Genomic DNA, 23,044 nt, shown 5'->3' on the forward strand with positions numbered 1-23,044 from the left:
ATGTTAATGACCTAAATATCACATATAAATTTATAGGAAAGTATACATGGCACTTAATACCTGTGTGCATCGCAAGATAGCAATTTTAAGGTGTGTAACACCTCGGCTTAAATATATCGCGTTTCTCGCTTTGTCACTTTTTACATTTAATGTTTATGCCTTTGAGAAGCAGTTAAACCTTCAAGAGGCAATTCAGTGGACGCTTAAACAAAATCCAGAACTTAAAATATTTGATTTCAAGCAAACGGCATTAATTGGACGAGAACAAATCGCAAGTTTAAATCCTGCTTATGAACTAGAGCTTGAAGCTGAGAACTTTGCAGGCTCAGGTGAATTTAATACATTCGACAGTGCTGAATTAACAGTCGCTCTATCTTCGGTTATCGAAATGGGAGATAAACGCTCAGCGCGGATTGGAATTGTTTCAAAATCAAGAACACTACTCACTGCTGAAAAAGAAGTCTCTGCGCTTAATTTAATGGCTCAAGTCACTGAGAAGTACGTGGAAGTACTTGCAGCCCAACAAAGAGTTATATTGGCAGAAAATGCTTTGAGCTTAGCACAAGAAACCTTAGAGATTGTATCTCAGCGTAACCGCGCAGGTGCTACTCCTGAGGCTGAAGTGAAACGCTCAAAAGCAGTTATTGCTCAGGCTAACCTCACCCTTCAATCTGAACAAAAGCGCTTGGAATATCTAAAGCTTTCTTTATCAGCTTACTGGGGAGAAACATCAGTGTCATTCTCTAGAGTAACTGGAGATCTGTTTCAGTTTGGCAATGATAGTGATTTTAGTAGTCTCTTTGCGAAATTAGAGAAAAACCCTGCTATTCAAGTTTATGCAAGTGAGCAGCGACTAAAAGAGGCCGAGTTACAGTTGGCTAAAACAGAGTCAACGGCCAATATCAAATGGTCTGTTGGTGTTAGGCGCTCTCAAGAAGCCAATGATACGGCACTGGTCGCTGGCTTTAGCTTACCTTTGTTTGCTGAAAAGCGAAATTCTGGCGCAATCGCTAGTGCGCTAGCAGAGCGTGACCAAGTTGCCATAGAGAAAGAGGCGACTAAGTTAAGATTTAGAAATCACTTACTACGAGCATACTCCAATAGAAAACAAGCCATATTAACAGCTAATTCATTAAAGCAGTCGGTTATCCCAATGCTTGAAGATGCACTGGAAGATACTCAAGACGCCTATCAAAAAGGTCGATATGGATATCTTGATTATGTATCGGCTAGACAAGAGCTGTTAAATGCTCGGCGAACCCTTATTGACGCGGCATCTGCTGCCCTAATTTATGGCGCAGAGATAGAAAAACTAACAAACGAAGCGCTGTCACTCTAAATAAACATCACTTTAAGTTTAATAACAATTTATTGATTCAGTGATTAACTGAATCGTTTAGGAATTCAAAATGAAAAACTATTTACTCGCACTATTGATTTTTATTGGGTATCTATCACCCATTCAAAGTGTTATCGCTAGTGAAGATGAACATGAAGGCGAAGAAGGCATTAGCAAAATAAACAATAACATGGCAAAAAGGCTTGGTGTTGAAACAGCCTATTTAGCTTCAAAAACGTTGAACCAAACTATCCCTGTATACGGCTCTACGACGATAGGCGCTGAACAATTATTTCAAGTTAGCGCTAGATATAACGGCGTTATAAAGACAATAAACTTCACTGTTGGTGATACGGTAAAAAAAGGCGATCTATTAGCCGTTATTGAATCTAATGAGAGCTTAAATACTTATAAAATAACATCGCCTGTTTCTGGGACTGTTTTACAGCGAAATGGAAATATTGGCGGTATCACGCAAAACACTAGCTTGTTTGAAATCGTCAAATTTGACACCTTGTGGGCTGAATTTAAGGTGTTTACCAGCCAATATAATCAAATCAAAGTCGGTCAGCATGTTGATATTGAGCAAGGTGAACACGCATTCAGTTCAGTCATCACTAATATTATTCCAGCTAAAGATCAGCCTTATGTTTTAGCACGGGTACGATTAAACAACACTGAGTTAAAGCTAACGTCAGGTCAATTATTAAAAGGCAACGTGAAGATAAACCAATTTGAGGTGGATTTAGCGGTCGAGAAAGTTGCCATACAAGAGCTAGGTGGACAATTAGGTGTCTTTGTAAAAGAAAATGAAGAGTACGAGTTTGCACCACTTGTCCTTGGTCGTTCAGACAAAAACTATATCGAGGTCATTGATGGCCTCAGTAAAGACGCTGAATATGTAAACAAAAACAGTTATCTGATTAAAGCAGATATCTTGAAATCTGAAGTAGAAGACGACGATTAGGAGACGCAATATGATTGAATCAATTTTGCGTCTTGCAATAAATAGGCGCTATTTAGTATTAAGCTTGCTGATGGTAATCATCGGCGTTGGTATGTGGAGTTATCAAAAACTTCCCATTGATGCTGTTCCAGATATAACAAACGTACAGGTACAAATAAATACCTCTGCCCCCGGTTATTCACCTTTAGAAGCGGAGCAAAGGGTAACTTTTCCAGTAGAAAACGCATTAGCTGGACTACCAAAGCTGTCTCACACCCGCTCTCTTTCAAGATATGGTTTATCCCAGGTGACCGTTATCTTTGAAGAGGGAACCGATATTTATTTCGCACGCAACTTAATCAATGCAAGATTAGCTGCGATAAAAGGCGTTATTCCCTCTGGCTTAGAGCCAGAGATGGGTCCTATTTCCACAGGGCTTGGTGAAATATTTATGTATACCGTACAAGCTTCTCCTGACGCTAAAATGCCTAATGGAGAGCCTTATACCGCTATTGCCTTAAGAGAAATACAAGACTGGATCATTAAACCGCAATTGGCTCAAGTTAAAGGCGTCATTGAGGTCAACAGCATCGGCGGCTATAACAAGCAGTATCATATAACGCCGAAACCCGAAAAATTACTTTTTCATCAGGTAAGCTTTGAAGACGTTTCTGATGCATTACGTAAAAATAATGATAACCGTGGCGCGGGTTATATTGAGCAAAACGGACAACAAGTGTTAGTGCGCTCCATCGGGCAACTTGCGACAATGGATGAAATCCTCAATGTCATCATCAAAAAGAACGATGGTATTCCTGTAAAAATAAGTGATGTTGCCAATGTTGCTATAGGCAAAGAACTTAGAACAGGGGCTGCTACTCGTAATGGCATTGAGACAGTGCTTGGTACAACCATGATGCTGATTGGTGAGAATTCTCGCACCGTTGCTTTAGAAGTGGAACATAAGCTCAGCGAAATACAAAAATCTCTGCCAAAGGGCATTACCGCAGAGCCTGTTTACGACAGAACAACGTTAGTAGATAAAGCGATTGCAACCGTTACCAAAAACCTCGTTGAAGGTGCGCTTTTAGTTATTGTTGTGTTATTTATTCTACTTGGAAATTTACGTGCAGCTCTCATTACCGCTGCTGTTATCCCTATTTCCATGTTAATGACAATCACAGGTATGGTGCAAGCAGGAGTATCTGCCAATTTAATGAGTCTCGGCGCATTGGACTTTGGCTTGATAGTGGACGGGGCTGTAATCATCGTTGAAAACTCTGTCCGTAGGTTAGCACAGGCCCAACACAACGGTCATAGGCAAGACTTAAGAGAACGCCTAAATACCGTTTTTGAAGCCACTTCAGAAGTGATACGTCCAAGCTTGTTTGGTGTGGCAATTATCACTGTTGTTTACATCCCCATTTTCACGCTAACTGGCGTTGAAGGGAAAATGTTCCACCCTATGGCGGCAACTGTCGTTATGGCGTTAATTTCCGCAATGATCCTTTCAGTTACACTGGTTCCTGCTGCTGTAGCTGTGTTTATGAAAGGTAAAATCAGCGAAAAAGAAAGTGTAGTTATTCGTTCAACCAAGTCTATTTATGAACCATTGTTAAAAATGGCGATGAAATTTCGTTGGATTATTGTTTCATTCTCAACGCTGTTAATGGGGTATAGCCTTTGGTTAGCAACTACGCTTGGGACAGAATTTGTTCCTCAATTAAATGAAGGTGATATTGCACTACAGGCATTAAGAATTCCATCGACTGGCCTAGAGCAATCAGTAGAAATGCAAGAAGTACTTGAGCAACGTATTAAAGCGTTTCCTGAAGTTGATAAAGTATTCTCGCGCATTGGCACACCAGAAGTAGCAACCGACCCAATGCCACCGAGTATTGCTGATATCTTTGTTATTTTAAAACCACGTAAAGAATGGGCCGAACCTTCAAAACCAAAAAGTGAATTAGTTGAAGAAATGGAAAAAGTACTGAAAAACATTCCAGGCAACAACTATGAATTCACTCAGCCTATTCAAATGCGTTTCAATGAATTGATTTCTGGCGTTAGAGCTGATGTCGGCATCAAAATATTTGGTGATGATTTGGATCGGTTATTACTTACCGCAAAAGATATTCTAAATATTGTGAAAACCGTGGATGGTGCCGCTGATGCTCGAATAGAACAGGTCACAGGTGTTCCATCTTTATCAGTAATTCCTAAACGAGAAGCGCTTGGTAGGTATGGATTGAACGTTACCGAATTGCAAGACTGGGTTGCCACTGCGATTGGCGGTGAATCTGCGGGGATCATTTATGAAGGTGACAGACGGTTTGAGTTAGTTGTTCGCCTACCAGAGCAAATAAGAACGGATATCGATAGCTTGAAGCATCTGCCGCTTCCACTTGAGAATGGTAACTATGTGCCAATTGAAGAAGTTGCAGAGCTTAAATCAGAGTCTTTACCCGCGCAGATTAGCCGAGAGAACGGAAAAAGAAGAGTTGTGGTTACCGTCAATGTTCGTGGTAGAGATTTAGGCGGTTTTGTAAAAGAAGTTAAAGCTAAAATTAATCAGGAAGGAGAAATTCCAGCAGGATACTGGCTTGATTATGGTGGAACGTTTGAACAACTAGAATCAGCAAGTAAGCGATTAAGCCTAGTTGTACCGATAACATTGGTTGTTATCCTAGGTATTTTGATTATAGCATTTGGTTCATTAAAAGATGCATTAATCATTTTCAGTGGCGTGCCTTTAGCATTAACAGGGGGCGTATTTTCACTTTATTTAAGAGACATGCCCTTATCAATTTCGGCAGGTGTCGGCTTCATTGCATTGTCAGGTGTCGCAGTATTAAATGGCTTGGTTATGTTGGCTTTTATTCGAGATCTTTGGCATGAAAAAGGCGACCTATACGTAGCGATCATTGAAGGTGCCATCATTCGTTTAAGACCTATTTTAATGACGGCACTGGTCGCAAGTTTAGGTTTTATTCCAATGGCGTTAAACACTGGAATTGGTGCAGAAGTACAACGACCACTAGCAACAGTTGTTATCGGCGGTATTGTATCTTCTACCATTTTAACTTTGTTTGTATTGCCTATTTTATATCAATGGGCGCATGGCGCTGAGAGTAACAAACAGCAATCCGACGAAATCTAAAAGCAAAAAAGCAGCTTAATTACTAAGTTATGCCTAATTAAGCTGCTTTTTATATTGTATGCTCCAAAATTTTATTGATAAAACTTACTCTGCTTCATCCCTACAATTTTCATTTAAAAACTCAAACTCTATCGTCGTATGCGATAAATGATAGGAAGATAATTTAGCTGCAACCTCTTGTTTAAGCTTAATTAATTCTTTAACGTCAAAGTTGTCACTCAGCTCAAGGTGCGCTGTTAAAACGTGACTTTCACCATCCAGTGACCAAAAATGCATATGGTGTATACCATTTACTTCAGGAAATTCAATTAATGACTGCTTAATACGCTCTTGGGTCTCTTTATCGGGTGCAGCTTGAAGAAAAAGCACCAATGTTGATTTAAGATTTTTGAAAACGTTAAATAAGATAAACAGCGTAAACCCTATTGATAATAGAGGATCTAATATCGGCAGTTCAACGAACAACAATACAATAGAGACTATAAGAACGGCAACCCAACCGAGTACATCTTCAAGTAGGTGCCATGTCAGCACTTTTTCATTTAGTGTTTCACCCGCTTTTAATTTGAATACCGCATAACCATTTACGGCAACACCGAGTATGGCTAGCCCTAACATCCCCTCAACTACAGGCATTTCAGGATTGGACAGCTTAGGTATTGCTTCAAATAAAACCCAAATAGAGCCGATAATCAAAACAATACTATTTACCAATGCACCAAAAAGTGTAAGTCGGCGATAACCATAGCTGAATTTGTCTGATGCTTCTTTATCTGAAAAACGACTTAAAATCCACGCAAAACCTATTGAAAGACTATCACCAAGATCGTGAACGGCATCCGCCATTATCGCCGTACTGTTTGTGAGCCAACCACCTATAAATTCGATAATGGTAAATATCACATTAAGGAAAAATGCCCAACCAATCCGGTCGTCTTTACCATGCTGATGACTGTGACTATGGTTGTGCATTTTGTACCTCCAGTACTTTTTTATTTCTTATTTTTGATACATTCATATTAATCAAATGTCGGATCACTCGTTGATACAACCAACGTTTTACACCTGATAGATTAGTACCTTTTTCGAGATAGAACTTATCTGGTGAATCATAAAGCCCAAAGTCGTCATGAATACCTTCTTTTTGAATATAGGTATCCTCTCCACGCCAATCCGTACCGGGTGAAGATAAGCACTTTGTTGCAACACCATAACCACAAAACTCATCTTTTGCTTGGCTAAATTTCTGCTGTAGTGAGCTTAAGTATTGCTCATTCAATATAAAGCCCTCTAAGTTTATCCAACGCCCTTCAAAGTAAACTTCTACCCAACTATGAATGATGTATTTAGGTGCTAACCAAAATACAAGCTTGGGATAGCACCTTTTTATAGTTGCTGATCAATGGTAAAACCTTGGAAACGACACTGGATACCTAGTCCACGCAATAGTGCCATTAACAGATTACCCTTAGTATTACATTGTCCATAACCATCTGCTAGCACATCGCTTGCTGAAATATCATCACTCTTGTTATAGCCAAACATTATTTCATCTTTTACAAACTGATAAGCGGCACCAATTTTGTTGAAATTATCCAAATTTTTCCACCCTCGTTGATCGATCAGGGATTGGATATCTTTGTGTTCAAAATTAACGATATTCGTATTGTTTAAATATTTCTCAGTCATTTTTATATATCCCTTTCGTTGCATACCTATACTATAGATCCTATAGTAACTATAGAGTCAAATGTCTGGGGGAAATTGATGAAAATAGGCGAATTGTCAAAAAAATCGGGCTGTTCAATACAAACGATTAGATATTATGAAAGAGAAGGATTACTGTTAAATCCAAACCGTTCAGAAGGTAATTTCAGGCTGTATGATAGTAAAGCACTTAAACAATTGGAATTCGTAAAGCATTGTCGCAGCCTAGATATATCACTCAATGATATTAAACGTCTTATCGAATTAAAAAATAAGCCAGAAGAAAGCTGCTCTAGCGTTAATGCATTAATTGATCAGCAACTTGCACTAGTGAATAAACGTATGAAAGAATTAAGGGCGCTTAAAGCTGAATTACAACAGATGGCAAGTGCTTGTGGTTCAGACAATACAATTGAAGCGTGCGGCATCATCAAATCATTGGATAGCTAAACTAAATATAACTTTAGATTAGTAGTATTCACAAAGGCAATAATGTAAACCATTGGCAAATTAGCACAATCATTAAATTTAAATGTAGAAACCATTCGTTTTTATGAACGAGAAGGGCTGATTACACAACCTGAAAAACCAATATCTGGTTATAGACAATATGACGAAACAATAGCAGGACAACTTAGGTTTATCACAAAAGCCAAAGCGCTCGGCTTTACGTTAAGAGAAATAAAATCGCTAATGTCTATGGACAGCAACTGCACTCAAGTTGAGCTATTAAGCCGACAAAAGTTAGCAATCATTCGAGACAAAATTAATGACCTTCAACGTTTAGAGAAAGTAATTGTGGATATGACAAATACCTGTATGCAAAACGAAGATCCAACACATTGCCCCATAATTGATTCATTAAAATGATTGACTCCGTACTTATATACGGAGTTTAGAATGATGGTAATATCAACCAATAGACTTTCAAATGATAAATAAAATATTAGACAGAGTAGGCTCTAGTGGCGTTTGGCTAGCGGCACGGCCTGCTTCCCTGCATTAAGGTCACTTGCATCGGCATTAGGACTAGGCTTCTTCTCTCACTTCGAAGGAATAGCTGTAAATACGCTTTTACCTATTTTTGCATCTTTGGAACTATTGGTAAACTTATACAACTGGCACAAAAATAAAAACCATACCAGAGCTGTCTTCAGCATTCTAGGGCCTGTAGCAGTGCTATTAACGCTTTATCCTCTTTGGCTATATGATTGAAGCACATACCTATTTTACTTTGGTATTTGCTTAATGGTCGTTATGTCGGTTTTGGATATCGTAAAACCAGTAAGGGAGCAAACATGCAACGTATGGCTAATTGCCGTCGTTGAAACGATTAACGGTCAATGTCTGCTTTTCGCTCATAGCAGTCTGCCTGATGAAGTCTAAACTTATTCACTTAAACTGTGAGATCTGATATGAGCTAGTACAGCTGATATGCTATTTACGACAAAGTCGCTCGGTAATTAGAGCGACATAATCCCTTGGTAATCACACTAGTACATCATCATGTTTTTAAATTAAAGCTGTTATTTACCTAACAAACATCCAAATACCGGCAGCTATCATAAATAAGTTTTCTGTTAGAGAGATAAACCCTAGTGGTACGTTACTGTCACCGCCTACACACGCACATTTTAACTCTCGTTTATCTATATAGACTGCTTTTATCACTGAAACAGCACCAACCCCACCTATGAATAATGAAATAGGGGCAATAATATAGGCTGGTAATCCGGCTATCATTCCAATGCCAACAAATGCTTCTAAAAATGGGTAGACATAAGCGTACCTGACTACTTTCATAGCGACTAAGTCATAGGTTATAAATGAATTAGTAAAGCTAAATAAGTCTTGAAGCTTTTGTATTGCTAACACTGCCATTGTTAGGGCTACAAACAGTTCAGCGGTTTGCATTGATAATAAGCTATTATCCGATGCAAAACTAAATGCCACACTAAGCAAAAAACTAACCGAAAAAATCGCAATCACGGGCGTGTAAGTTGTACCTTCTTGGGCTGCTTGTGGCTTATTAAAGTAATCACGTAAATCGTCGTAGCCACCTATACGTTTATTATCAATAAATGCTTGAGGTGTAGTTTCTACACTGTGTTGTTTTTTAAATTCATCTGTTTGCTCTCGAGAAGTTAAAAGCTGATCATCAACTGTATATCCCTCTCGCTCTAGTAGGTCTTTTGATTTTAAACCAAACGGACAAATATGCTCATCTGTTGCCATTCTAAAAAGTTGGGCTGATTTACTCATGCTTTACTCCTTATGTTATGCGGTTTATTTATTTGAATTGAAATCTGGAACAGCTCTTAATTGTGCTTGAGCATTGGTTTGTGCAATGCCGTTTTGCTCTATATCTTTTAGGAGCCATTGCATTTCTTTTATTTCTCGCTCTTGGGCTTCAATTATATTTGTAGCAAGCTTTTGAACGCGTTTATCTTTGATTTTTGCCCTGTCACTGGTGAGTATGGCAATTGAATGATGTGGGATCATCGCCGACATCCATGAGCTATCATCAACAGTCACTTGTGAGCGAACTAAAAATAAACTTCCTGCAAATACGGCAACACTAGCAATGAGTACTGTTATATTTTTCTTTTTATCTTTATACATATTGAGCATGAAAAGTAGCATTATCACTGCCATCGTGGCTCCCATATAAAGCGCCATATAAGTACGAGTTTCACTAAAATAAACATGACTAAGTTGGTAGGTGTTCAAATACATCAATACAAACATGGTTATTGTGGATGTTGCTATCATTAAAAAAAATTTTGAATAGTGTGACATTGTATTGCTCCTTAAAAGTTTTGTATTTTGTTTTTACATGTGAGTAATTTTTACACTATCAAGCTCACAAATCAGTGTTTCCTGTTGTGTAAAATGGGTATTTAACAATTAAATCAAAAATTATGCCGTTAGGCTAAAATTGCTCGCTGGATTTACTTATGTATCTGTAGGTTTCTTCATTTGAGTTGTCAGTGAGTAGTTCAATATTATATTTGTGAAATATACCCTCCATTTCCATTCCGGGAGTGCCAATAGGCATGGCTGGTACACTTAAGCCTGTAATGTGCGGAGCGTGTTGCCCAGATAAAAACTGTTTTATATGTTTAACGGGAACATGACCTTCAAATACAAATCCATCGGCTGACACGGCTGTATGGCATGAGCGCATATTAGGTTTTATTTGATACTGAGATTTAATCGACCCCATGTCATTAACGTTAATTGCTTTTGTTTGAATATTGTTTTCACTCAAATGAGCAATCCACTTATTACAACATCCACAATTTTTACTTTTATAAACGGTAAGCTCAATTTCAGGTTTTTCTGAATTTTCATAGATTATTGATGTTTTATGCTGTTTTTCGATACTCATTGCCGAAAATGACATAGTTAATGATAAAAAAAACGCTGAGGTAATGTAGATTACTCGCATTGTTAACTCCTTAATTAGACCAGTGAATATGAGTGATTTTCCAACCTGTATCGGTGTTTTTTAATGTGATTGATTCCATTCCCATAGACTTAATATCTTTTCCTTTGTACTTTCCTTGAGTTTTACTTCTTGAAATTGAGTAAGCTATGTCTCCATTTGTGTAAACTTGATGCTCTAGTAGTTCACTATTAACAGCACTTAAGAATTTCATATCCGCTATCATATGATGTTTCGCGTATTCATCTGCAGAACGCTCAACACTTCCGCCTTCAAAAATGATGACATCGTCGGCCAGTAATTTACGTGCAGCTTCGCGATTACCTTGTTTTAGATATGCATGAAATAGGCTGACTGTTTTTGCAGCCTCGCTATCAACATTGACAAAGGCCTTGCCTTTTTTTGAATATTTTTCATCGTCATGTGCACTAACAGTAAAAGAACTAACAGTGCTAAAAATTAGTAGCAATAAAATTTTTAAATTAAAGGATTTAATTAACATACGTTTCCCTTTTTATTAATCGTTAAATAGGCGGACCAACAAGTGTGGTAAATACACTTGTTGTAATAAGTACAAACAGGGCAATTACTATTTCAACAGTAATCGAGCGTTTTAATATACTTATATGGTGTTGTTGAGTGATTTGCGGGACTAAAAAAAGCTTATGCCATGCACCTAGTAACAGCATCGCGCTGACGAGTAACAGCTTTAATAAAATTAGTTGCCCATAATTTGATGTAAACAATGCAGAAAATGACTCTAGGTACTGCAGGAGCAGAGTTAAGCCCGAAATAAGTAGTACAAATACAATAACAATAGCGAGTTGACCAAAGTAATGCATTAACCGCTTTACTTCACTGGTAGGTAGTAAAGTGCAGCTTTTGTAAAGCGGCCACAATGACCCTAACCAGCTCGCAATGGCAATAAGGTGAAAGGTTAAAATACTTTTCACTAACCCATTTTCATTTGCACTGTGCCCAGTAAAAGTGAAGCTATAAGCGATAAACCCAAGCATGATTAGTATAACGGCAACGTTTTTATAACCTGCTACGTTATCATCTGATTCCACACTCCACATACATGCGCTAATTAGAGCAATAATGAGCGCTGGTATTCTAAACGTTGCTTGGTCACCTATGACTGATTGCCAAACAATTTCAAGCATAAAGGGGTCAAACATTCCCATAAAGCCTGATTCAGCCATTGCTCCAGCTTCTATTGGTACTTGTAAAAGTGCAGCAATACTACCTGTAACTACACACGTAATTTGCCAACGTTTTAAGAACTGATAAAAGCTAATTAAGTGATGCCCTGCAACATTGCTGTTGCCACACATAAAGCGCATTAATAAAGTGCCCGCAAGCCCTGCAATTGCGATATAGCTTGCTAGTTTTAATAATAGTAAGAGTACTGACCATTCACTTAATTGCATTATGTTGCTACTTAATGATTATGTTTGCTGTGGGTATTAGATTGTTCTTGCATCATCTTATGCGATTCACTTTTGTGTACCATAAATCTAAACGTGTCGGTCATTTTATGTCCATCACCACCCAGTGCTGTCCATTTAACCGTGTAAGTGCCTTGGACTAAGCTCGGCAATGACCAACTAAAGTCTGTGCTTGGGGTAGAGCTTGGTTTGAAATCAAAGTTTATTGATTTATTTTTTTCATCTTTGATGATGACTTTTGCTAGCCTTACTTCACCACCAAAAGTTAACGAAAGTTGCTCTGGGCTTTTCATTAACATGGCTTCTTGCGCAGGTGTTGATTGCTTGAGTGATATATGCGCTGATGCGGAAAATGTAAGTACTAAACCTAAAATAGCTACTGCAGAATTAAAAAACTTCATAATTACCTCTTATTTAAAATGATTAAAACCAAAATTTAATACCCGTAACAAATGCGGTGTTGTTGCTACTTTGTCCACTTGATGTGGCATAGTCGGCGGTATTGCCAAATTTATTGCTCCATTCAACGCCAATATAGGGCGCAAACTGGCGTGTAAATTCATAACGAACCCTAAAGCCAATCGCGCTGCTTGATAGGCCACTTCCAAGTTCGTTTTGTTTATCGTTTTTGCCATAAAGTGTAATTTCGGCTCGCGGTTGTATAATTAGCTTTTGCGTGAGTAATAGTTCGTACTCTGCCTCTAACGTAAATGCGGTATTGCCTCGCTCACCTACGTATGCTGTCATATCAAGTTCAAACCAATAAGGGGCTAAACCTTGTAAGCCAAAAGCCAACCATTGCCGATTTTCACCTTCTTTATTGTAATCAAGACGAACACCTGCTTGAGTATCCCAATATGCTGATACGGCGTGACCCCATAAAATATCGGTTTGGTTTTCTTCAATACTTCCTTCGCTGAAATCACCCTCGGTTTTAATTACCAATCGATCAAAGGTAGTGCCGTACCATGCTTGTAAGTCAAATACACCTGCGTTTGCTTGCTCGTTATATTCAAGACGATCGCCTAGTAATGCGTAAAATGGATGCTCATCAGCGAGTGTTAATCGCTCATTGCCCTCAAGCGCATATGGGCCTTCTGTTAAAGTTGTTCCCGCAGAGTAAGCATGGGGGTCTCTTGCATCTTTAGGTGCACTTCCTCCTTGTGGTTGCATCTTAGCGCTATTCATTTGTGCCATTTCACTTTGCGCTAATAAAGGGAAACTAATTAATGAAGCCCCTGTTAACATTAATAAACCTAATGATTTAGATAGTTTTAATTGTTTCATGATACGACTACCTCTCTAAACATACCGGCATCCATATGGAATAATAAATGGCAATGCCAAGCCCAGCGACCTACATCGTGAGGGGTGGTTAAAAAGCTGATTCTTTGTGCGGGTTGAACAGGTATCGTATGACGTCGCACTTGCACATCACCTTGCTCGTTTTCTAAATCACTCCACATACCATGCAAATGCATAGGGTGCGTCATCATGGTATCGTTTTGTAAAATAACTCTTAAACGTTGGTTATGCTTCATATGCACTGGCGTGCTTTTACCAAATTCTAAGCCATCAAATGACCAGCTATAACGCTCCATGTTTCCGGTTAAATGCAGCTCAATTTCAGCTTCTGGCTCTTGCTGGTTAGTGATCCCTTCAAGTGAGTGTAAATCTGCAAGTGTTAAAACACGACGACCATTTTTACGTAAACCAATACCAGGATCATCAAGATTTGTTCTAGGCATATCAACGCGCATATCAACTGAAGCTCCATACTCCGTTTTTGCATGACGCACTTTAGAGCTGGCAACCGCTAATGGGTTTTCAGACATACCATGTTTGCTATGATCCATCGCCATTGCACCGTGGCCCATAGCGCTATGATCCATTTCTTTAGAGTTCATACCTGACATGCCTGCCATACCAGCCATTGCAGAGTGCTCACCGCCGTGGGTCATATTGCCCATCATATCGGTCATCGTTAACCATTCAACAGGGTCAAGTGCAGGTACTGGCGCATCAATATTAGGCGAGCTTGATAAAGTTCCTTTTGCGTAACCAGAGCGATCCATACTTTGAGCAAAAATCGTATAGGCATCATTTTTAGGCTCAACAATTACGTCGTAGGTTTCACCAGGGCCGAATCTAAATTCATCAACTGTCACTGGTTCAACGTTTTGCCCATCTGCTTGTACAACCGTTAGTTTTAACTCGGGGATACGCACGTCAAAAAAGCTATTACTAGAGCCATTAATAAACCTTAACCTAAGCTTTTCACCGACTTTAAATAATCCACGCCAGTTTGCCATTGGAGTACTACCGTTCATTAAAAAAGTCATTGCTGATGCAGATAAATCAGCTAAATCTGTAGGATTCATTCTCATTTGATTCCACATTTTGCGGCGTTGCAAAGCATTCGAAACACCGCTATTTGAAACGTCATCAAAAAATTCTGGAACAGTGGGCTGATTGAAGTTAAATACATCACTCTGTATTTTTAATTTGCGGAACAGCGCCATTGGGTCATCATCAGTCCAATCAGATAATTGAATAACATGCTCGTTATCTGCACTAATAATATCTTTTTCTCGCGGTTCAATAATTAATGCACCGTACATGCCAGTCATTTCTTGAAAGCCACTATGTGAGTGATACCAATATGTACCGCTTTGTTGTAATTTAAATTTATAAACAAAGGTTTCGCCAGGCATAATGCCTTTAAAACTGATACCAGGTACGCCATCCATTTGATACGGTAAAATAATGCCATGCCAATGAATTGAACTCGGTACTGATAACTTATTTGTTACTCTAATAGTAACGTCATCGCCTTCTTTGAGGCGCAAGGTAGGAGCGGGTATAGATCCATTGATAGTTGTCGCCATACGTACTACGCCAGTAAAGTTAACCGGCGATTCATCTATAACCAGATCAATTACTTCGCCGCTAAGTTCGGGCACAGTGCCTGTTATTGTTCCTGCTACTAAAGATGATGCAGCATGTAATACACTCGGAAAAGCAGCAAGTACACCTCCTGCAATTAAGCCTTGAACAAATCGTCTTCGTGGTGTGCTAACCTGTTGTGATGACTTTTTAAACCCCATTTCCTTACTCCTTCATAGCAGAATATGTATTGAGTATAGAAAATAGACCTGTCTTCAACATGACGCGAACATTACAAAGTTGTAATCTTGGTGTCATGTTGCTGTAGTGACAGATACTGCATAATATTTGCAGAGGTAGTTGTTAGGACTTTAATGAAGGAATTGTATGCGCTTATTAGTTGTTGAAGATGAAGCAAAAACGGGAGATTATTTAAAACAGGGACTAAGTGAAGCTGGTTTTCAGGTTTCTTTGGCGCGCAATGGTCTTGACGGTCATCACCTAGCAATGACCGAATTATTTGATGTAATAATACTTGATGTCATGTTACCTGACGTATCCGGTTGGAAAATTTTACAGTCGCTACGTGAAGCAGATAACAAAACCCCAGTACTATTTTTATCTGCTCGCGATAGCATAGACGATAGAGTAAAGGGGCTCGAACTTGGTGCTGATGACTATTTAATAAAGCCTTTTGCTTTTGCTGAAGTTTTAGCAAGAGTACGCACTCTTATTCGCCGTGGTGCAGTACAAACAGTTGACGATATACTGATCGTTGCTGATTTAGAAATGGATATTCCAAAGCGAAAAATACAACGTGCAGGCAAGCGTATTTTATTGAGTAATAAAGAGTTTAGCTTACTTGAACTATTGTTACGGCGCGAAGGTGAAGTACTGCCACGTTCGTTAATTGCTTCTCAAGTATGGGATATGAATTTTGATAGCGACACCAATGTGATTGATGTTGCCATTCGTAGGCTAAGAGCAAAAGTTGATGATGACTTTACTATTAAATTAATTCATACAGTTCGCGGTATGGGCTATAAATTAGAGGTTGAAACTGATGGCTATTAAGTCACGGCCTTTATCACTTACGATGCGTGTTGTGTTGTTTGTGGCTGTAACCGTTATTGCGTGCTTAACTTTAGTTGCCACCTTAATAAATAGTTCGATAAAACATCATTTTTTCCAGCAAGATAGTAGTGAACTGCATGTTATTAATCAATCTATTGAATTAGTTTTAAGACAACACTATAAATCAAACCTGAAATTTAAAAATGAATTATCTAACGCTGTAGCGGGTCATCACGGTGTTTACTATCAGGTAAATACCGCAAAAGGAGATCTCATTTTTCAAAGCTCTGAACGAGATTTTAGTGATTTTGTAATGAGTGCTAAGGTTTCAACTGGCTTTAACCGTAACAACATTACCTCATGGCAAAATGATACCCACACCTACCGAGCTCTGGTGAGTAATTTAAGTACTGAGCAACAGCAATACAAAATTACTACAGCGATAGACATGAGCTTTCATTTACACTTTCTCAATCAATTTCAACAAAGTCTTTGGGCTATTATGTTTGGCTCTGCGGTACTCATTTTATTGGTGGCTTGGTTTGCTATACATCAAGGATTGAACCCTTTACGAGGTTTGAGTCAGAAAATGCATGACATCCAAACTAATAAGATGGATGTAAGGCTTGATGAAAATAAAGTGCCTATTGAGCTTGTTAATATGGTGCAGTCGTTTAACTCGATGCTCGACAGGCTCCAAGGTGAATTTATTCGTTTATCAAATTTCTCTAGTGATATTGCGCATGAGTTACGTACTCCACTAACAAATATAATCACTCAAACACAGGTTGGTTTATCTAAAAAAAGACAGTTGTTAGAGTATCAAGAATTATTGTTTTCTAATCTAGAAGAGCTGGAACGACTAACTAAGATGGTTAGTGATATGCTTTGGCTTGCAAAAACTCAGAATGGACTGGTTAAACCCGTTCAAAATACTCTAAAAAGCCATGATGAAATTGAAGCATTATTTGAGTACTTTGATGCTTTGGCTGAAGACTCATTGATTACATTTAAGAAAAAAGGTCAAAACCTTTGTTTTTATTGTGACAAATTACACTTTCGCCAATTATTATCAAACCTCCTATCCAATGCAATAAGGTATGCCCCAAAAGGCTCATCAATCACAGTAAATAGTGAAATATTTACCGCTGATAAAATATGTATTTCAGTGATTAATACTGGGGAGAGAATACCTTCTGAGCATTTACCTTATTTATTTGACCGCTTTTATCGACCCGATAAATCGCGCCAACGACACAGCGATGGAGCTGGTTTAGGGCTTGCAATAGTTAAAGCTCTAGCGCAAGCAAACGGTGGAAATATAGAGGTCAGTTCAAATAATCAAACTACCAGCTTTAAAGTTTTTCTAAATTTAGCTAAAAGCTAATTATTAAATTTAATAACCCAATGTTTGCTTGTACCTCTAGACTTCCCAGCTTTCATTAAACACCGGTTTATAAACTTAAAGTACAAAACGGAAGTAAACTTCCGGTTTCTAACCCAATATTGCTATATTTCGGAAGCAAACTTCCGTTTATAGGAATTCAAAGGTAGTTATCGGAAATATACTTCTGTTTTTGAAAGCGTTGGCCTAGATAGCTATATGAGCCATTTTTCGGGGTCTTATTTGAGCGAAAAGCGGAGGGTCGGGTAAACTCGTTTTTGGACAAAAATGAGCTAGGTTTATTGCCATCTCTTACTGCAAGTTACCTGTGATGTCGCAATCATAGAGTCTTTACATCTGGTTCAGGTCTTTTTGTTGTGGAAATGGTGTAGAAGTTTCTTATTATTAGCTTCATCCCCTATTTCTAACCTAATAAATAATGGAAATTCTGAATTAAAAAAGCTCAGTGCTTCATCAAAAAACTCTCTGTAAATAACCGAGGCTTTATTATTCTCCAATAAAGCTAATAGCCTACTTGCATTAGAATATTCATTCCCATTACCGTCTAACATAGAAAAATTAGCTCTTAGAAGCATATCACTTAACAATTGAGCTTGTACGGGGAGCACTCTTCTAACAGTAACCCCCTCATTGTTTTGCTCAACTGCTAGATGCTCTTGAGAAAAACAGTCCAGAAATAAATTTAACATCGGATATTCGCTTGGCAACGTTAGTTGCTTTTCATCAATTGTTATCGAGACGGACTTTAAGTAACCATATTCTTTTGAGTACGCAGTCGATGTTTTTGGTATTTTTGAAAATTCTGTATCGATAATTATATTAGTGGTCGGCATTAAAAAATAGTCGTTTAGAAGAATATGCCCAATGCCCCCATTGATAATCTGTTGAGGGTTTGAGATCCGTTTGGATTTTGTTAATTGCTCTTCAGTTTGCAAAATCCACCATTGTTGTTGCTCACTAATCTTAAATCTAGAAGCTATAATCAATGGTAAATCGTATAAGTCGGTATATTTTGCATATTTATCTAAAAAGTTTTTTCCTAGTTTAATTTTATCATTTTGAGTTGTTTTAACCTCAACAAGAGCAGACGTTTTGGTTGAATTACGATTTGTATCATAAACGCTATGGCTAAGGTCAAATACTGCTAAGTAGTCTGGCACTTTTAAATCATTATTTATCACAAACCCCTGTTCTAACCCATTTATTGCAAGGCAGGCTTTCATCAATTTACAAAGAAGCAGAAACTCGTCCTCCAAGAGAAGACCATCAATCCTTCGGATAACTTCTTCAATATTCTGCTCGACTAAATGTGTTTTTACATACAGTTCAAACTCGGCCTCACTCGAACAACCAAGCCTTATTGATTTGAGGATCTTTAACTGCTCAATTTGAGATAAATCTTTCAAACCGTTCATGAAATTATGCTCCTTGCTGAATTATGAGTGAGCTACCGCTTTATTTTAGTTAATACAAACAACACATTTGTTTTGAATGCAAAACTTACCGTGCACTCTTAATTAGTAAAATTTGAATTGTAACTCACTTTGGGGCAGAAACGAGTTAATCATGAATGACTGCTCATGGCACTTAGCCAAACTTCGGCAAAGAGCGAATAGCGGACATCAACGTTCACTTCAGCATTACCGAATACTGAACGGTTTTGAGCTAAAGTTTTTGCGCGGCACATGGAAAAGAACTGCGTAGAGTTTGGTGCCAGATGCAAGTCCATGCTAGGGATTTACTGCTGACTAAATAACTGATCCTAATTGTGATACACCTGCTTCAAGCCATGCTTGCCACCTGGGAACGGAGCCGCTGTGTCCATAAAGTGGTATACCTGCTCCAGTAAGTCATCCATGTTCTTACACTGATGGTTACGGGTTATCGTTTCATGCAACGCATGCCATAGCTTTTCAATTTTGTTGTGCCACGGGCTGTATACCGGTAAAAACAAGAGCTTGAACTTTGGGTTCTCATTCAGCCATTTCTGCGTTTTTTTGCTCTTATGGATGATGTAATTATCCACAATTAGCGTGATACTTTTCGCTCGCCGGTATTGCCCTTTCAGTTGCTCCAACAGCGCAATAAACAAATCACTGGTCTTGCGCTCACCACCAACATAACTGATTTGTCCTGTCTGGCTGTGCAGTGCCCCCGCCAGATAGTGTTTCTTATTCTGGCCGGGTGTAGCTACCTTACGCTGTTTACCTTTAAAGCCCCAGTCGGCACCAATCTTCGGATTCAGGTGGATATCCACCTCATCCTGATAAAACACCGGATGGTCCACGCTGCAATTTTCAAGTGCCTCCCGCATGGCTGCTAACTTAGCTTCTTTATCTGGGTCTTGGATATACAGCGTCGGTGCCGCACGACGCCAGACGATGCCGACTTGTGGCAACCACCGCCTGAGAGTTGAGCTATGAATAACGATACGGTAAAGCTTATGCAGTAGCAGTGCGAATAATTCACTACTCCAACGCGACCGCTGATAACCCAGTGTCCTGGGTACATGGTTCACCAACAGTTTTAAAACACCGCAGATAAAGCCTTTGGGCTGACTTGGTGGTCGCCCAGCACCCTTGGTTTTAAGGCCATCTATACCTGCTGCTTCATACCAGGTTACCCACCGGTTTACTGATGAACGGCCTGCTTGCAAAACACGGGCTACTTGCGACTTGGTTTCACCTTTTAGCACCAATAACACCGCATTTGCCCGGCGGCACAGGTCTTTATCTCGGGTTTTATGTACAATTTTCTTCAAGCGGCGGGTTTCTGCGCCGTATAAAAATGCTATTTTGTTCATACTCAATGCGGTTGTTGATTGGTTATGTTTGGCGACTGATCTGATCGCGCAAACCGCATTGAGTTCCCTTCCTCGGGTGATCTACTATTTGGAACAGCTATTTAGGATGCCAGCCCATACCTTTCTAATTCATATGTAACATTTTTTCTGTCGTACTGGCATCAAGATAACCAGAACTGAGCAAACAATCTCAAAGGTTGTACAAAATAACACTAAAGTTTTTTCATTAAGTTTTATTGTTATGCTCTTGTGGTGGCTTTCGCCACCACTTTATTAGTTTTCAAGTTCCACCATATCTTTCGCTGCAATGTCACCAGACACTAGCTTTACAGTTGCGAAATGATCATTCACAATTTTAGTAATTTGTACCGTTCCTACCTTTTCGATAGTGTAGGGATCTTCACCTTCACTCAATACTATTCTTTCATGGAATCTAATAACACTGTATTTTTGCCCAACCTCTGCGCCATGCTTAGCACCAATACAGATTAGAGTTCGATTATCAGAACTTTCTACTACCTGACCTCTCATCATGTATTTATGATAAAAAGTGGTATTGGAACAACCCACTAAATATAAACCGAATGTAAGCAATAAAAGAGCTTTTATATAGGGTGTTTTCATCACTGTTACCTCATTTGACTAACTAATTATCTATACACTTTTTTATGAATTCATTTGTTTTTCCGGCCAGCCCCCGAAGGTGCTTGATGACAACTCCAAGGCTTATGAACAGAGTTATCTTTGATGTTCTGATCAACAAATTTATAGTAACTTTCTTTAGTATGTGTCCACCAATCATCATGAACATCTGCGCCATACTTACGGATTACCTCCTCAATCCCATCAAGGCTTACGTTTGCGGCATCATAGGCAAGGTGTATTTCACCTTCTTTGATGTTGTAACTAACTTCATCTATACCAAAAAGCTGATCTATTTCTTTTACTAACTCGTCACAGCTTTCTTCTGTGACATTGCTAAGCTTTAGGTTTCGAACAACTAAATTTTGCTCTTTAACGCCAACTCTATGATTTAAATCGCTCATAATTTTTCTCCTAATGTTTGTGTGAATGCTGTTGATTGCTATCTTTCATTTCTTCCATTTTACGGTTCATCTGCGGCATCATGTTCCCCATCATTTCTAAATGATGTTCAGCCATCTTGATTTGTTGATGCATTGGCATTTCTTCCATGTTTTTGTGCATGGATTGCATCATCTTCATCATTGAACGGTGATGTTCAACCATCATCTGCTGTTGCTTTTCAGGATCTTTTTCAGTTTTAATGGCATGGACTTCCTTTTTCATTTCCATCATCTTTTTGTGCATTTCTCCCATGTTCTCATGTGGTATTGCCATGCCTTGATGCATATCAGCTTTGTTCGCACCTTCATGCTTATGCTCATTGTTTTGGGCAAATGAGCTAGTGGTTATAAGTAGTGAACTAATAAATAAAATTGATTTAGTTAACGTTTTCATGATTTTTACCTTCTACACTTTTATTAAAATTTGGGATCCAACTTGGTGTCGATTCCATATACCTGTGGTACTCCGAACCAAACTCAGCAATCGCTTGTGCTTCTTCGCGTTTCGCTAGCTTGACGTAAACAACGACTAAGATCGGAAACATCGCAAGTGTTGGGATTGTCGGCCACTGCAATAAAAAGCCGAACATGATTAGAATGAAAGCTACATACTGTGGGTGGCGACACCTTGCATACCATCCAGTTGTAGCCAATTGATGATGTTTTTGCGCGTGATGCAATACATTCCATGCTGAAGACAACATAAAGAAACCTGCAACAATTAACACCATACTCACTATATGAAATGGGTCCCAATGGGCATCACCTTGAAATCCAAAGAAAGTATGTAATAAATGCCCATTTCCACGCGCAAAGAAATTTACTTCTGGATAGGTCTCCGTCAGCCACCCCGACAGAAAATAGATAGTTAAAGGAAAGCCATACATTTCAGTAAATAGGGCAACAATAAAGGCAGAGAACGCGCTTAGACTTCTCCAATCAGTTGATGTTTTTGGTTTGACAAAACTAAAGGCAAAAAAGATAAAAATTGCTGAGTTCAGTATCACCATTGACCATAAGTCATAATCATATGTTTCATTCATCACTGCTCTCCTTTTTATGTGATTCCTTACGTGCCTTTTCTAACCCTTGTATGTAGCCATCGCGATAGGCTGCATTTTTATCCGTGAGTTCTTGAAAGCTCTCTTCCTTTTTTTCATCAGGCGCATGTGAATGATCGTGACCATGTTTACCATGACTGCCATGCATAAATACGTGCATCAAGGGGCATAGCAATAAAATCAAGTAGGGAAGAAATTGCAGCATATGTTGACCATGCTCAAGCACTAAGAAGTAGGTCACTGCGGCAATAAGTGCCAGTGCAGCCCAGCCTGTAGGTGTTGACCAAAAATTAGGGTGTTGATTTTTCATATTGCCCTCCTAAACGACTTTTAAGACACCGCGATACATTTGCATCTGACAGTGAAACTCATGCTCTCCCGGTGATAAGTTCAATAGGGTAATTTGAGTAATTTCATTTAATTTAAGCTGTTCGCTTATATCCAATGAAGGAATAAGCATTGTTTCAGCGCAGGGGGATTGATCTTTGCGCATAAACTTCAGAGTGACAGGTTGGCTAGCAGACACCTGAATTGAGGATGGGGAATACACACCATCCCTCACTTCAATGAGTACTTCATTACCTTGAACGATTGTTTTATTGGGTTTATATAGCCAAAACCACCAAACAATCAGCGCGATTAACATTAAGCCTAATAAGTTAATAACCATCATTGTGAT

General features: G+C 38.8%; 25 protein-coding genes and 1 pseudogene. 8 read left to right on the plus strand and 18 right to left on the minus strand.

The features are described from left to right. The first annotated feature begins 46 nt into the window (after window positions 1-46). From KZZ04_RS14575 to KZZ04_RS14585, 3 genes are all read left to right on the plus strand, one after another. Entirely contained in the window at window positions 47-1,339 is a 1,293-nt protein-coding gene (locus tag KZZ04_RS14575; protein ID WP_002962255.1) for a TolC family protein, read from the plus strand. A 70-nt stretch (window positions 1,340-1,409) separates the two neighbouring features. After that, window positions 1,410-2,306, plus strand: coding sequence for an efflux RND transporter periplasmic adaptor subunit (locus KZZ04_RS14580; protein WP_058428656.1), 897 nt, complete (start codon window positions 1,410-1,412; stop codon window positions 2,304-2,306). 10 nt (window positions 2,307-2,316) lie between these two features. Next, window positions 2,317-5,445, plus strand: a complete 3,129-nt coding sequence (locus KZZ04_RS14585) for an efflux RND transporter permease subunit (protein ID WP_002962253.1) — start codon at window positions 2,317-2,319, stop codon at window positions 5,443-5,445. Window positions 5,446-5,529: 84 nt separating this feature from the next. Here the strand turns inward: KZZ04_RS14585 and KZZ04_RS14590 are convergent, their stop codons facing one another. Next, a complete protein-coding gene (locus tag KZZ04_RS14590) occupies window positions 5,530-6,417 on the minus strand; it encodes a cation diffusion facilitator family transporter (RefSeq protein ID WP_002962252.1) in 888 nt (295 codons plus the stop codon). Continuing rightward, window positions 6,404-7,134 (minus strand): annotated as a pseudogene (locus KZZ04_RS14595) (transglutaminase family protein). The gene KZZ04_RS14590 and the pseudogene KZZ04_RS14595 overlap by 14 nt, the downstream one beginning before the upstream one ends. Before the next feature lie 78 nt (window positions 7,135-7,212). On the opposite strand from KZZ04_RS14595, the gene cadR reads away from it, so the two are divergent. The 3 genes from cadR (at window position 7,213) to KZZ04_RS21425 (ending at window position 8,367) form a co-directional block, all read left to right on the plus strand. After that, complete coding sequence (gene cadR / locus KZZ04_RS14600) at window positions 7,213-7,602, plus strand: Cd(II)/Pb(II)-responsive transcriptional regulator (RefSeq protein WP_002962247.1); 390 nt, start codon at window positions 7,213-7,215, stop codon at window positions 7,600-7,602. Between the two features lie 51 nt (window positions 7,603-7,653). Beyond that, window positions 7,654-8,022 (plus strand): MerR family transcriptional regulator, encoded by a 369-nt coding sequence (locus KZZ04_RS14605; protein WP_028834999.1) that lies wholly within the window; start codon window positions 7,654-7,656, stop codon window positions 8,020-8,022. Window positions 8,023-8,124: 102 nt separating this feature from the next. Next, a complete protein-coding gene (locus KZZ04_RS21425) occupies window positions 8,125-8,367 on the plus strand; it encodes a MerC family mercury resistance protein (protein ID WP_327077832.1) in 243 nt (80 codons plus the stop codon). A gap of 315 nt (window positions 8,368-8,682) precedes the next feature. Here KZZ04_RS21425 and KZZ04_RS14610 read toward each other — a convergent pair whose 3' ends face one another. From KZZ04_RS14610 to KZZ04_RS14645, 8 genes are all read right to left on the minus strand, one after another. Next, window positions 8,683-9,414: a MauE/DoxX family redox-associated membrane protein gene (locus KZZ04_RS14610; protein WP_002963060.1), complete on the minus strand. Its 732-nt coding sequence runs from the start codon at window positions 9,412-9,414 to the stop codon at window positions 8,683-8,685. A 24-nt stretch (window positions 9,415-9,438) separates the two neighbouring features. Next, window positions 9,439-9,951, minus strand: a complete 513-nt coding sequence (locus KZZ04_RS14615) for a DUF305 domain-containing protein (protein WP_010388415.1) — start codon at window positions 9,949-9,951, stop codon at window positions 9,439-9,441. A 133-nt stretch (window positions 9,952-10,084) separates the two neighbouring features. Further along, entirely contained in the window at window positions 10,085-10,603 is a 519-nt protein-coding gene (locus KZZ04_RS14620) for a DUF411 domain-containing protein (RefSeq protein WP_002963058.1), read from the minus strand. 10 nt (window positions 10,604-10,613) lie between these two features. Further along, window positions 10,614-11,102 carry a nuclear transport factor 2 family protein gene (locus tag KZZ04_RS14625; RefSeq protein WP_010558007.1) on the minus strand — a complete coding sequence of 163 codons (489 nt, stop codon included), beginning with the start codon at window positions 11,100-11,102 and terminating at the stop codon, window positions 10,614-10,616. 22 nt (window positions 11,103-11,124) lie between these two features. Then, a complete protein-coding gene (locus tag KZZ04_RS14630; protein ID WP_010558008.1) occupies window positions 11,125-12,033 on the minus strand; it encodes a copper resistance D family protein in 909 nt (302 codons plus the stop codon). An 11-nt stretch (window positions 12,034-12,044) separates the two neighbouring features. Next, window positions 12,045-12,452 (minus strand): copper resistance CopC family protein, encoded by a 408-nt coding sequence (locus KZZ04_RS14635; RefSeq protein WP_010558009.1) that lies wholly within the window; start codon window positions 12,450-12,452, stop codon window positions 12,045-12,047. A 22-nt stretch (window positions 12,453-12,474) separates the two neighbouring features. Further along, window positions 12,475-13,338, minus strand: coding sequence for a copper resistance protein B (locus KZZ04_RS14640; RefSeq protein WP_002963237.1), 864 nt, complete (start codon window positions 13,336-13,338; stop codon window positions 12,475-12,477). After that, window positions 13,335-15,158, minus strand: coding sequence for a copper resistance system multicopper oxidase (locus KZZ04_RS14645; protein ID WP_010558010.1), 1,824 nt, complete (start codon window positions 15,156-15,158; stop codon window positions 13,335-13,337). Before KZZ04_RS14645 ends, KZZ04_RS14640 begins: the two co-directional genes overlap by 4 nt. Window positions 15,159-15,324: 166 nt before the next feature. Here KZZ04_RS14645 and KZZ04_RS14650 point away from each other — a divergent pair, with 166 nt between their 5' ends. Continuing rightward, a complete protein-coding gene (locus tag KZZ04_RS14650) occupies window positions 15,325-16,011 on the plus strand; it encodes a heavy metal response regulator transcription factor (RefSeq protein ID WP_010388408.1) in 687 nt (228 codons plus the stop codon). Beyond that, window positions 16,001-17,398, plus strand: coding sequence for a heavy metal sensor histidine kinase (locus tag KZZ04_RS14655; protein WP_010558011.1), 1,398 nt, complete (start codon window positions 16,001-16,003; stop codon window positions 17,396-17,398). The genes KZZ04_RS14650 and KZZ04_RS14655 overlap by 11 nt, the downstream gene beginning before the upstream one ends. 359 nt (window positions 17,399-17,757) lie before the next feature. On the opposite strand, the gene KZZ04_RS14660 is transcribed toward KZZ04_RS14655, so the two are convergent. From KZZ04_RS14660 to KZZ04_RS14695, 8 genes are all read right to left on the minus strand, one after another. Continuing rightward, window positions 17,758-18,831: a hypothetical protein gene (locus KZZ04_RS14660; RefSeq protein WP_006792233.1), complete on the minus strand. Its 1,074-nt coding sequence runs from the start codon at window positions 18,829-18,831 to the stop codon at window positions 17,758-17,760. A 347-nt stretch (window positions 18,832-19,178) separates the two neighbouring features. Beyond that, complete coding sequence (locus KZZ04_RS14665) at window positions 19,179-20,219, minus strand: IS630 family transposase (RefSeq protein ID WP_010558023.1); 1,041 nt, start codon at window positions 20,217-20,219, stop codon at window positions 19,179-19,181. Between the two features lie 273 nt (window positions 20,220-20,492). Then, window positions 20,493-20,843: a hypothetical protein gene (locus tag KZZ04_RS14670; RefSeq protein WP_004589646.1), complete on the minus strand. Its 351-nt coding sequence runs from the start codon at window positions 20,841-20,843 to the stop codon at window positions 20,493-20,495. A gap of 50 nt (window positions 20,844-20,893) precedes the next feature. Continuing rightward, the gene (locus KZZ04_RS14675; protein WP_008467865.1) at window positions 20,894-21,265 is read right to left on the minus strand and encodes a hypothetical protein; all 372 of its coding nucleotides are present in this window, start codon (window positions 21,263-21,265) and stop codon (window positions 20,894-20,896) included. A gap of 10 nt (window positions 21,266-21,275) precedes the next feature. Next, window positions 21,276-21,698, minus strand: a complete 423-nt coding sequence (locus KZZ04_RS14680) for a hypothetical protein (protein WP_008467863.1) — start codon at window positions 21,696-21,698, stop codon at window positions 21,276-21,278. Beyond that, a complete protein-coding gene (locus KZZ04_RS14685) occupies window positions 21,682-22,347 on the minus strand; it encodes an isoprenylcysteine carboxylmethyltransferase family protein (RefSeq protein WP_219423042.1) in 666 nt (221 codons plus the stop codon). The genes KZZ04_RS14680 and KZZ04_RS14685 overlap by 17 nt, the downstream gene beginning before the upstream one ends. Continuing rightward, on the minus strand, window positions 22,340-22,675 hold the full coding sequence (locus KZZ04_RS14690) for a DUF2933 domain-containing protein (RefSeq protein ID WP_008467859.1): 336 nt from the start codon (window positions 22,673-22,675) through the stop codon (window positions 22,340-22,342). The genes KZZ04_RS14685 and KZZ04_RS14690 overlap by 8 nt, the downstream gene beginning before the upstream one ends. 9 nt (window positions 22,676-22,684) lie before the next feature. Then, window positions 22,685-23,038, minus strand: a complete 354-nt coding sequence (locus KZZ04_RS14695) for a cupredoxin domain-containing protein (protein WP_004589267.1) — start codon at window positions 23,036-23,038, stop codon at window positions 22,685-22,687. Between the last annotated feature and the right edge of the window lie 6 nt (window positions 23,039-23,044).

This window comes from Pseudoalteromonas sp. CR1 (assembly GCF_019392235.1).
Taxonomy (GTDB): domain Bacteria; phylum Pseudomonadota; class Gammaproteobacteria; order Enterobacterales; family Alteromonadaceae; genus Pseudoalteromonas.